Here is an 8,990-nt window from a genome sequence, read left to right on the forward strand (position 1 = left end):
CATGCTGTTGCCGCGATGGCCGAGATGCGGGTCGCCCTCGGGCATCTGTCGCCGGCCGAGCGCGGACTTCTGGCATGCCGTGGGCGTGCTCGACCGCCTCCGCTCCCGTCCGCTTGCCGTAAGTGATTGCCGGCTCTCACCCCGAGGCACAGCATCGTCGTGCGCCCTGCCGAGCGATCAGGGTGCAGGCACCGGCCGCACCCGGCTTTCTTCCCGAGGTGCCGGCGTTGCGGTCGGTGACCCCGGCTAGGTCGGAGCCCCGGGAAGCGGACGAGGCGCCGCTTACCAGAGCCGCAGGGTCCAGCCGAACCCCACGGCCAGGGGGCTCAGCAAGAGGAGCGCCAGGGCAACACGTTGGATCCGCGCACACGTCCCTTCTTCCGCAACGTGGTCGTTCATCGAAAGCCCCGGAAATCCCGGCGCCTAACGTCGTGGGCCGGACTTCAGTTGCGAGCCTTCAACGGATGGAGGAAGACCCCGCCGGCCGCTCCGAAGGCCGGCGGGGCGCCTGTTGCCGACAGGGCAGTTCGCGACAGGCAGCAGGAAGGTCACCGCCGAGGGTTAAGAGGGCCCTAACCACGTCGGATTACACCCGGGAAACCGTCGCGATTTCGCCCGTTTAGGTCCGCGAACTCGTCACTCGCACGAGTTCAGGAGAGCGTCATGGTCATCCTCAATCCGCTCACGGGCCAGCTTGTCGAGGTGCCGACGCCGAAGCCGCGCCCGAGGCTTTGACGCGGCCGGCGGGCTGATCGTCCAGGCACTTGGATACCTGCTCGGGCGTGAGCTTCATCGCGATCATCAGGCGCAACAGCTTCTCGGCCGCGCCGTGAACGCGTGATTTGCCCGTCGCCCAGCGTCGTGACGTAACTTCCTCGATCCCGAGAAAGGTCGCAGCGGCAGCCTGCGTGAGGTCCAACTGCTTGAGGACAGCGCGATATTCGTCAGCGGTCATGATGGGCGCCGAGATGGGTAGCCGCTCGCGCCGGGACAATCATTTTGATCGGCTACGTGGCTCGATTAGGTGGCCACGCTGTGGGCTGCCCGGGTCCGTAACGCCCAATCCGCGACAGCAAGCGGGCAGGTCCCTTAGCCATCGGCGGTCTCAGAAACAGCCGGCTATCGAGACAGTCTCATTTGCGGGGCGCTTTTAACGCCAAGGGCTGCTCCGGCGGGTGGCCGCGAAGGGCTCAGCCCTCGTCGAAGAAGTCGACGCTGCCGTCGTCCAGGTCGTAGCGCGCGCCGACGACCCGTAGCTTGCCAGCCTTCAGCGGATCGACCAGCAGCGCCTCAGCCGTGCGCAGCCGCTGAACCGTCCGGCGCACGTTCTCCCGCACAGCGTTGTCGAGGAGATCCCCCTCTTGTCTCTGCGCCGTCAGAACAGCAGGAATGATCGGCTCGACCATCTTGCCGATGCTGCCCGGGAAGGTCGCGTTCTCCTTCACCACGCTCACGGCGGCCTGGACAGCGCCGCACTTCTCGTGGCCCAGAACCACGATCAGCGGCACCCCAAGCTCGACGACCCCATACTCGATGGAGCCCATGGCGGCGCTATCGACGGTGTTGCCCGCGTTGCGCACGATGAACAACTCGCCCAGGCCGCGGCCGAACAGAAGTTCGGGTGGGACGCGGCTGTCGGAGCAGCCTACGAGCACGACGAAGGGTTTCTGACCGCGGGCGATCTCGATGCGCCGATCTCGATCCGTGCTCTCGCGCCGGAAGGGAGCATCGGTGGTGAAGGAGCGATTGCCCTCCTTCAGCAAAGCGAGAGCCTGATCGGGAGTGAGATCCGTGTGGGCGCCGGAAGCGGCGTAGGCGCGCCACGAACCACCATTGAGAGCGGCAAAGCTGTTCAGAGAGGCACAGCAGGCACAAGCAACGAAGCTGCGGCGGCTGATCAGAGACATGGGCGTATCCTCACGTTTCTTGTGCGAGGAGAACGCTTTGGCAGCTTGAAAGGTCTCTCAGCTTATGCCCGCCACATCGGACCCATGAGCGCGAACCTGCGGCACCGCTACCCTCCCCAGATCAGGACCAGCCGTAACACAGCCCGAGATTTCACCTGGGCTTCTCGCGGCCACCGCAAGCTGTTTCGTCGCTCCGACAGGCCGTACCCGTCTGAGGCACAGGCCCGCGCCGCTGCCAGGGCTGAGATTGAGCGGTTGCGCGAGCTGGACGCCCTCGACTGAGTGCCTCACGGGAGCGTCGAGCAACTTCCGTTGACGCGGCGCCGGTCCACTCGATCACGGGCGCACCGCAAGCGGCCATGAGCACTCGCAGGCCCTCGATCCATTCCTCGGCCTCGGCCAAGGTCAGGAACCCGGCGCGCTGGTGCAGCGAACTTGTGCCGAGCAGCACCACGGCATCGAACCGACCATCGGATCGATCAAAAATCTTGTACGTCACGATCCGCGCCATGGCCGGGTTTACGCCGATCAGGTCCTAAGGGTTGCAGTGGCGGCAATGTCACGGTCCGCGATCTCGCGAAACCGGGCGTGGAACCATCGTCCTGTATGAGCTTTGCTGGATGATGTGGGTCCGCAAACGCAACCTGAGCCACGCGAGCCACCAGGGCACGGCGTCTCCGAATGACGGGACGCTCGACCAAAGGCCTCGTCTACCGGCAGCCTTGCGCAATCATCTCGGCGTGCAACTGCGGGACTTCTACGCCGCGATGGTGGTTGAGGCGCAGCCCTCGCAACTCCGCGCGCTGATCGAGCGGCTCGATGCGGTTCTGGTCAGCCAGGGCGCACCGACCGACGCGCGGTTCCGTGATGGGCTCCTCGCCGCATTGCCGAGCCTGCGCGCCTTCGCGATGTCCCTGACGGTGAACGAGGTGCGGGCCGACGATCTCGTTCAGGAGACACTGCTCAAGGCCTGGGCCAACCAGCATCGCTTCCGGCCCGACTCCAACCTCAAGGCGTGGCTCTGCACGATCCTGCGCAACCAGTTCTACACCGACTGCCGCAAGCGCAAGCGTGAGGTGGAGGATGGAGATGGCGTGTTGGCGGGGCAGCTGACCACACCGGCAGCCCAGGAACACGGGATCGAGCTGCAGAAGGTCTGGGCCGTGCTCGAGAAGCTTCCCCCGCTCCAGCGTGAGGCCCTGCTGCTCGTAGCCGCCCAGGGCCTGACCTACGAGGCCGCTGCCGAGGTAACCGGCAGCCAGGTGGGCACGATGAAAAGCCGCGTCAGCCGCGCGCGGGCGTTCCTGGCCCAATCCCTGGATGTGCCCGCGACCCGGATCTCGGCTTAGCCGAGCAAGCGGCGGTTCTGCTCAAGAGGCAGAGGGGCTGCCGGCCGTGGCCAGCAGCCCGCTTGATCTCAGTCGATGGTGGTGATCACACGGCGCGAGCCCGGATCAACGATGTAGGTGCCGCTGTCGGACGAGAAGTAGCTGTAGCCCTTCAGGCGCGGGTTCTCGGTCACGATGGTCGAGGGCAGCGGCTCGAAGGTCACGTCGGCCGGCACCGTCGAGCCGACGGTCACCCGCTCCTTCAGCTTCACGGGCTTGGAATGGTGCTCGGTGACGTACTTCTTGATGACCGTGCGCTGCTCAGGCGCGATCTCGACGGTATCGCCCGTGCTCCGGGTCGTGGTGACGGTCGTTTGCGCCACGGCAGCACCCGAGAGCAGGGCCAGAGCGGCAGCAGCAGAGAGAATACGCTTCATCAGTTCCTCTTGGTTGATGTGCAGATCATCTTCACATCGGTGTAAACAAGCACCCAAACGGAGATCCTACTCGAAGCGTTCCGTTCCTCGTCACGTGCCTGGCCATCAGGCCTAGTGCACGGACGCCAACGGACGCATCACGCGCCCGCTCGCTAACTATCTGAGAAATATAGATAAGTCGTGCTGCGCGGTGCACGTTTTGTTGGCGTCAATGCACTAGCATATGGCTACACCTGCGTGTGCGGGGTGGGCCCTGCCGGTGAGAAGGGGACAATGACCGGTTGGTCCCATAATGCCCAATCCGCGCAGAAGCAGGCGATCGGTCCAGGTCTGTTTGAGGACATACCCAAACTGAACCGGCGTCAGAGCATGGCTCGGGTGAGCGAGGATGACACTACGTTCTCCATTCCGGGCCTCACGCAAATGCAATGGTGATAGAGGCGATCCCCAGTCAGCAAGGGCGCGAGGCGCGGCCATGGATGATCACGAGCGGGAAGAGTGGCGCTCCACAGGATGGAAAGCGGGAGAGAGGTACGCGAGCGAGATCGCCAAAGCCTTGTTCCAGGAGGACGTGGGCAGGGTTGGGGAGCAGAGGTTGATCGCGATGCTGAGTGACAGCGTGCGCGAGCAATGCGCCGGGCTCCGAGCCAGGGGCGTTGCGGAGCCGCTGATCCAGGAATATGGCCGCGCGCTCGTTGAGAGTGTTACGCGGCACCTGCGCGAACTCACAACGAGCCATGGGCGCCCGCAGTCGTGATCACCAGCCTAAAGCCCGGGGCCCTCTCGCTGGGGCAAGCCCGATTGGTGCGGTGAGCCTTCTGTGCCGCACATCAGAACAAGCCTTCGTTAGGTTCTATTCAGTACCAATATGCCAGGAGCCCCGCACAGTCATTCCACGTCGTCGTGGTCAGCGCTCCGCACAGTGGAACTATGAGCCACCCCCTCATCCGGAAGCTGGAACACGGCGCTGCCCTGTCCGAGATCGAGCGCTCCGCCCTGGTGGCTCTCACGCTCAACCGGCGCTGCGTTCCCGCGCGGCAGGACATTGCGGTCTACGACAACACGGATCGCGTCTACCTCGTCATGAGCGGCATCGCTGGGCGCTACAAGACCCTCTGGCAGGGTGGCCGCCGGATCGTCTCGTTTGCCGTGCCGGGCGACCTCTGCCGCATGCACAGCTCCGGCCCCTCCACGCGCGATATGCGGCTGGGCGCGCTGACGCCGTGCTCGGTGGTCGACATCCCGCGCGCAAGGCTCACCGAGTTGATCGAGACGCATCCTGGCATTGCTCGCGCCCTGCGCTGGCTCACCCTGATGGAGCTGAGCCGAGCCCGCGAATGGCTGGTGAACGACAGCCGGCCAGCGGACAGGCGCTTGGCCCACAACTTCTGCGAGCTACTGGTCTGCCTGCAGGTGGTGGGGCTTGCTGACGCGAACAGCTTCGAGCTGGCGATCCCGCAGACGGATCTGGCGGACGCGATGGGCATCTCGCAGGTCCACATCAACCGCGTCCTGCAGATGCTCCGGGCAGGTGACCTGATCATCTGGCGCAGGTCCGTGCTGACCATCCCGGACGTGCCGCGGCTGAAGGCGTTTGCCGAGTTCGATCCGGGATACCTGGACCTGCGCATTGCCAGGGCCGCCTAGTCAGCAATCTCGTCCCTCCTCGTGCCCCGCCGCGGCCCCTGCCCTGCTCGCCCTGTGAAGCTTCCCGTAAGTGAGTGCGGTTAGGAGCTGAAGGCTTGGCAGTGAGCTGCCGGTCATGAGGTGCGAGATGGTGGAGATCACGCTGCAGCCGGTGCAGATCGGGACGCAGAGCGAAGACACCGAGGGACGTCTCGCGTTCGCGGACAGAAAGCTCGTAGCGGTCCTGGTGCGCCTGAGTGCGGAGCTGCACGGCACAACGGGTCTGGCGGGCCAGTGGTGTGTCGAAGCGGGGTTCGGGGCCTGCGCCACCGATGTGCTGTCTGTCTGGTTCGACAGCTTGGAGGCTGCACGAGGCTGGATCGCTGAGCGGATCTCGATGAGCGATAACACCATAACGCTCAGTCCGCGAACAACAGTGCTCCATGTGGCGTGGCCGGCACCTGCCTGAGACGTTTGCGGCAGAGGAGCGTTTGCCCTCCGACAAAGGAGGCGATTATGACCGCGCGCGTCTATCCGGATGTGAACACCACCTCGGCCAGCAACCAGCCGGCCAACGAGCCAGTCCACCGTCAGGGTCAGGACGTGGACACCGTCGATCAGCTCAGCAGTTGGGTCCTGCTTGGCCTTGCAATTGTCGGCGGAGCCGCGGCTGATTTGCTGCTCTGGCTCGCCCTCTGAGAGGAACGTGGCGGTTCAGGCGGCTACCGAGGCCGCTAACCGCATCCAAGCTCTCGCAAGTAGTCCGGCGCGCCTGCGAGGGCCCGCGAGCGGCCGATCGACTACTCCTGTATTGCGAGGCGTCGCGCGGCTCGGCTCAGACCTTCCGAACACTTTCCAAAGGCCCATTTCCGGTTTCATAAAGGCCCTTCTGCGAATTGCGCGGCGGCTCGCGCGCGCGAGAATGGGCTTATGGAACCCGCGTGGTTTCTACGGATATCGGCGCCGCTCACCGGAGCGCAGCCTGGCCGCGCGCCCTGGCACGCGATGATCCGGGGTGGCAGGCACCGGCCGCGCGCGCTCCCCCCTCTTGGCATGTCGCGGTCGGTGCCCCGGCTCCATAAGGGCACTTACGCGAAGGGAAGCGAGCCGATTATGCGAATTCGCCTGCCGCGTACCAGCTGGGGAGCGATCAGTGCAATCTCTCGGTCAGCCCAGGCATGATGCGCCCTCTCGGCCCATACTGATCAAGGATCAGCTCGCATAATTTAGGTTGGTTCTTCTCCTTTTCTAACTCAATCATGACAACGGCGACTAGGGACTGAAATTCTTCACTAAAAAAATCTTCGGACTTCATCCCGGCATCCTTGAGCTTTGTAAAGGTTTCTACATTATCTACTTTCAGATTTTTGCAGGAATATTTTGCCCACGTTAAAGTCCCAAATGTCGTCGCGTACCTTGTAAATTCCATGGATTTGGCAATAGGTGGCGTAGAAGCGCCAGCTAGGATGATCGCCAACAGTACAGCCTGCTTCGAGGGCAGTTTCCCGGTACACCACGGCATTTGCCATTATAGGCCGGACTCACGTTGCCATCATGATAGGAGCGTCCCCGTACGTTCGCCGGGAAAGCCGGCAGCAGCCTCCTTTCAGGAGAGGCTTGGAGGCTGGGCGCTTACGCGCCCTGAGTGGTGCCATAATTCCCCTTACGCGAAGGGAAACGCGCACGTTATGCGAATTCCGCGGCCTCGCGCGTGCCCGCTTGCCATAGCTGTCGACAAACGGAAGGGGGAAGAGGATGACGGCGAGCCGATCATGCCGTGCGCGCCTCTACGCAACGACGGATCGCGACCACCGCATGAGCGGGCGCGATGCCAGTGCATTCCTCAATATCGTGAAGGGTGAGGCCGGCCTCGTGCAGAATGTAGACGAAGTGCTCGGGATGCCATGGGGTGATTGAGCCTGCTCGCGCCCGCAGTTGCCGAGCTAACCGCGACGCACGCTCATCAAAGCGGCGCGCGATCGTCAGGGGACGGAAGCGGCACCGTCCGGCCTTCGCGACTCGCGCCTGATACACGCGGCCGTTATCGGCGGAGCGTTCGGACAGCCCGAGGGCGGCGACCCGAGCCCGTACCAAGCTGCGCGGCGCACGCAGATACTGCGTGATGTGCGACAGGGGATAGCCGCCTTCGACCATGCTCCGGATCGTCTCGTCGTGCTGCTCGACGCGGGCGACGCTCACCGGGCAGCCTCCGCGTAAGCGAGGGCAGCACGATTGTGGGCGAACCGAACGATCCCGACGCCAACGCCGCGCTGTAAGCTGCGCTCGATCGCACGGCTTTCCGCGTGCGCAGCGGACTTGGCTGCTGAGACGGCAACCAGGGAAATCGTCAAGCAAAGTGCCGTCGCCAGCAGCGCAATGACCGCCCTGTCCGTCCCTGGGTGAACGAACTGCATGGATGCCTCCAGGTTGAGACATCCATGCCCGGTTGCTCGCAAGCGACTATGATGGCGGTCACGCTTGCTGGCGGCCCGCTGGCAGGCGTGCGCCTCGAGGCAGGCACTGCTGGCTGCTCTCGGGCCGCCAAGCGCCCGCTTCCATAACTCCCCTTACGCAAACTTTTCGCGGCCTCGCGCGTACATTGCCCGGCCGAGGCTTTCGTACAAACTCGGACGGTTCATGCCTCTGCCGCGCGGAGCAAGGAGGTGCGCACAGGTGTGGCATCAGGTGCTCGGCCTTGTAGCCGTCACGCTCACGGCAGCCGTGCTGCTTCGCGGCTGGGAGGCGCCCGGCTGGGCCGTCGGGGCCTTCTGTATCTTAGCCCTCGCTGGAACCGTGCTGTTCGCGCTGGCAGGCGTAGGACGCCGCGTTGAGCCCGAGCCGCAACCTTACCGGTCCTATTCCGAGCAGGCCACTCCGCAGGCCAGCCACGATGCCGGTTGGACGAAACCTCGCGAGGGGCCGGCGAGCGCTCGTCCCATCAGCCCCGTGAAGCGTCCGGCTCCATAAACGGCCTTACGCGAACCGCCCAAGGCGTCGTACGCGCGAGAATGGGCTTATGGAACCCGCGTGCTTTCTACGGATATCGACGCCGCTCACCGGGGCGCAGCATGGCCGGGCGCCCTGTGCGGCAGGGTGGCAGGCACCGGCCGCGCGCGTCGCCCACCCCTCACAGAGCGCGTTGCGGTCGGTGACCCCGCCGACTGCTTGACCCTGACAGCCGGCGGGGCTCGCCCGCCAAGCCAAGGAAGGGCTATTCGCAGCGGGTGATACTCAGGATCAGCGCGAAGGGTTAGCCAGCCGTTACCGGCCACATCGCAGCCCGATTCCGCGGCCAAGGCGGCGGCGGGCGTTTTCCCTGATCGGTTGCCGCCCACGCCACCGGCCGGCGCCACAAGCGCGCGGATGCCAGCCGGTGGCCCCTTCCTGGCCCGGAGCCATGCGCTAAGCTTCGGCCGATGTCTGACCGCCCCCTCACCCCGCGCACCCGGAAGGTGCTCGCCGTCTTGACCGACGAGTTCTTGCCGCCGGGTGTGCTCGCGAGGCGCGCGGGCCTGCCGACCCGAGGCCGCAAGGAACTGGCCGCGCTAGCCTGTTGCGAGCTCGTGCGGCTCGGCTTGGCCGAGTGGCACTATTACTACTGTGTCACAAGAATGGGGTGTATGAGGGGTGATCCGATCTCGTGCAGGAGCGCGGCATGGATGCCCTGAACTCTTCGTTGGCCGACCAGCCGC

The 8,990-nt window shown here is 64.8% G+C and carries 11 protein-coding genes; 5 read left to right on the plus strand and 6 right to left on the minus strand.

Annotation, left to right across the window (positions count from 1 at the left end; genetic code table 11):
* Positions 1 to 682 precede the first annotated feature (682 nt).
* Both WDW90_RS32690 and WDW90_RS32695 read right to left on the minus strand, forming a co-directional pair.
* Complete coding sequence (locus WDW90_RS32690) at positions 683 to 955, minus strand: helix-turn-helix domain-containing protein (protein WP_336491789.1); 273 nt, start codon at positions 953 to 955, stop codon at positions 683 to 685.
* 235 nt (positions 956 to 1,190) lie between these two features.
* Positions 1,191 to 1,907, minus strand: coding sequence for a carbonic anhydrase (locus tag WDW90_RS32695; RefSeq protein WP_336491790.1), 717 nt, complete (start codon positions 1,905 to 1,907; stop codon positions 1,191 to 1,193).
* A 623-nt stretch (positions 1,908 to 2,530) separates the two neighbouring features.
* On the opposite strand from WDW90_RS32695, the gene WDW90_RS32700 reads away from it, so the two are divergent.
* On the plus strand, positions 2,531 to 3,256 hold the full coding sequence (locus WDW90_RS32700) for a sigma-70 family RNA polymerase sigma factor (RefSeq protein WP_336491803.1): 726 nt from the start codon (positions 2,531 to 2,533) through the stop codon (positions 3,254 to 3,256).
* A gap of 68 nt (positions 3,257 to 3,324) precedes the next feature.
* On the opposite strand, the gene WDW90_RS32705 is transcribed toward WDW90_RS32700, so the two are convergent.
* The gene (locus WDW90_RS32705; RefSeq protein ID WP_336491791.1) at positions 3,325 to 3,672 is read right to left on the minus strand and encodes a DUF1236 domain-containing protein; all 348 of its coding nucleotides are present in this window, start codon (positions 3,670 to 3,672) and stop codon (positions 3,325 to 3,327) included.
* 475 nt (positions 3,673 to 4,147) lie between these two features.
* Between WDW90_RS32705 and WDW90_RS32710 the strand changes: the two genes are divergently transcribed.
* The 4 genes from WDW90_RS32710 to WDW90_RS32725 all read left to right on the plus strand — a co-directional run bounded on the left by WDW90_RS32710 (position 4,148) and on the right by WDW90_RS32725 (position 5,997).
* Positions 4,148 to 4,429, plus strand: a complete 282-nt coding sequence (locus tag WDW90_RS32710) for a hypothetical protein (protein WP_336491792.1) — start codon at positions 4,148 to 4,150, stop codon at positions 4,427 to 4,429.
* Positions 4,430 to 4,602: 173 nt separating this feature from the next.
* Positions 4,603 to 5,319, plus strand: a complete 717-nt coding sequence (locus WDW90_RS32715; RefSeq protein ID WP_336491794.1) for a Crp/Fnr family transcriptional regulator — start codon at positions 4,603 to 4,605, stop codon at positions 5,317 to 5,319.
* A gap of 127 nt (positions 5,320 to 5,446) precedes the next feature.
* On the plus strand, positions 5,447 to 5,767 hold the full coding sequence (locus WDW90_RS32720) for a hypothetical protein (RefSeq protein WP_336491796.1): 321 nt from the start codon (positions 5,447 to 5,449) through the stop codon (positions 5,765 to 5,767).
* A 47-nt stretch (positions 5,768 to 5,814) separates the two neighbouring features.
* Entirely contained in the window at positions 5,815 to 5,997 is a 183-nt protein-coding gene (locus tag WDW90_RS32725) for a hypothetical protein (protein ID WP_336491797.1), read from the plus strand.
* Positions 5,998 to 6,448: 451 nt separating this feature from the next.
* Here the strand turns inward: WDW90_RS32725 and WDW90_RS32730 are convergent, their stop codons facing one another.
* The 3 genes from WDW90_RS32730 to WDW90_RS32740 form a co-directional block, all read right to left on the minus strand.
* Positions 6,449 to 6,775 carry a hypothetical protein gene (locus tag WDW90_RS32730; RefSeq protein ID WP_336491798.1) on the minus strand — a complete coding sequence of 109 codons (327 nt, stop codon included), beginning with the start codon at positions 6,773 to 6,775 and terminating at the stop codon, positions 6,449 to 6,451.
* A 293-nt stretch (positions 6,776 to 7,068) separates the two neighbouring features.
* On the minus strand, positions 7,069 to 7,497 hold the full coding sequence (locus WDW90_RS32735; protein WP_336491800.1) for a hypothetical protein: 429 nt from the start codon (positions 7,495 to 7,497) through the stop codon (positions 7,069 to 7,071).
* Complete coding sequence (locus tag WDW90_RS32740) at positions 7,494 to 7,712, minus strand: hypothetical protein (RefSeq protein WP_336491801.1); 219 nt, start codon at positions 7,710 to 7,712, stop codon at positions 7,494 to 7,496. Before WDW90_RS32740 ends, WDW90_RS32735 begins: the two co-directional genes overlap by 4 nt.
* Positions 7,713 to 8,990: the final 1,278 nt, after the last annotated feature.

The sequence above is a fragment of the Methylobacterium nigriterrae genome, from assembly GCF_037106235.1.
Classification (GTDB): domain Bacteria; phylum Pseudomonadota; class Alphaproteobacteria; order Rhizobiales; family Beijerinckiaceae; genus Methylobacterium; species Methylobacterium nigriterrae.